This is a genomic window from Candidatus Phytoplasma citri (genome assembly GCF_002009625.1).
GTDB classification, from domain to species: Bacteria; Bacillota_I; Bacilli_A; order Acholeplasmatales; family Acholeplasmataceae; genus Phytoplasma; species Phytoplasma citri.
In genome coordinates this window covers 1-860 of the sequence record NZ_MWKN01000095.1, presented here as the reverse complement: position 1 = coordinate 860, position 860 = coordinate 1, and the positions used below count along the sequence as shown (strand labels likewise).

The window sequence follows — 860 nt, the reverse complement described above, 5'->3', positions numbered from 1 at the left end:
GCGGTGTGCTTGGAAACTTGCTTGTCCGGTTTGGACGGGGGCTGATTGTAAATAAAACAGCAAATACAAATCGCTGCATAAAACGCAATTAATCTATCCGTATTTTTGTTATCTTTGGAATTAATTTCATTTTTTTGACTTTTTAATTTCGTTATTTTGTATTTTAAACGCTGAATAAACCGCGCTGAATAAGGAATAAAATATCATAGTCACACATATAAAAATAAAAAAATCGCGCATATTATTAAACTCCTTTGGTTTTTTTAGTATTAATGGCAATAAAAAAAGACTCTTGTTAAAAGAGTCTGGTTATTTGATAATTATGATTAAACAAAAAAAGACCCATGAAAGGGTCTAAATAAATAATAATAGTTTATTTTAAATTTTATTTTTTAGAATCATCAGGTTTTTTAGAAGAGGAACCTGTTTTTTGTGACTTAAGCTTTTGTTCTTGTAATAATTTTGATATTTCTGGATCTGATAAAATCTGAATAATTTTATTTTGATCTTCTTCAGAATAATCTTTAAGAGTATTGTATAATTCATAATATTGTGATATATCTTTTTTTGTTATTTTTTCTTCTTTTTCAGAAGAAGAAATTTCTTTGCCTTTATCATTTTTTTTCGGAGCAGCCATAACGTGATTAATATTAATTAAAAAGAATAATCCTAAATAACTAATTAAAAAGAATGGTAAAAGATGTAATTTATTTTTTACTTGCATCATTTTAATTTATAACTCCTTTTATTTTTTTACCCCTCAGCTGAGGTGATTTCATAAAAGGAATTTAGTTCTGAAATAATTGAATCTTTATCCATTTCTTTCGATGATTCAGATATTTGATATTCTTTTTCTAATC

Annotated in this window: 1 protein-coding gene; it reads right to left on the bottom strand. The window is 25.5% G+C overall.

Going from position 1 to position 860, the window contains the following annotated elements; genetic code table 11:
• Nucleotides 1-385: 385 nt before the first annotated feature.
• Complete coding sequence (locus B2G44_RS02220; RefSeq protein WP_078123193.1) at nt 386-727, bottom strand: SVM family protein; 342 nt, start codon at nt 725-727, stop codon at nt 386-388.
• Nucleotides 728-860: the final 133 nt, after the last annotated feature.

Coding starts and splice junctions, on each gene's coding strand:
- B2G44_RS02220 (WP_078123193.1), bottom strand. CDS start 727: ATGATGCAAGTAAAAAATAAATTACATCTTTTACCATTCTTTTTAATT.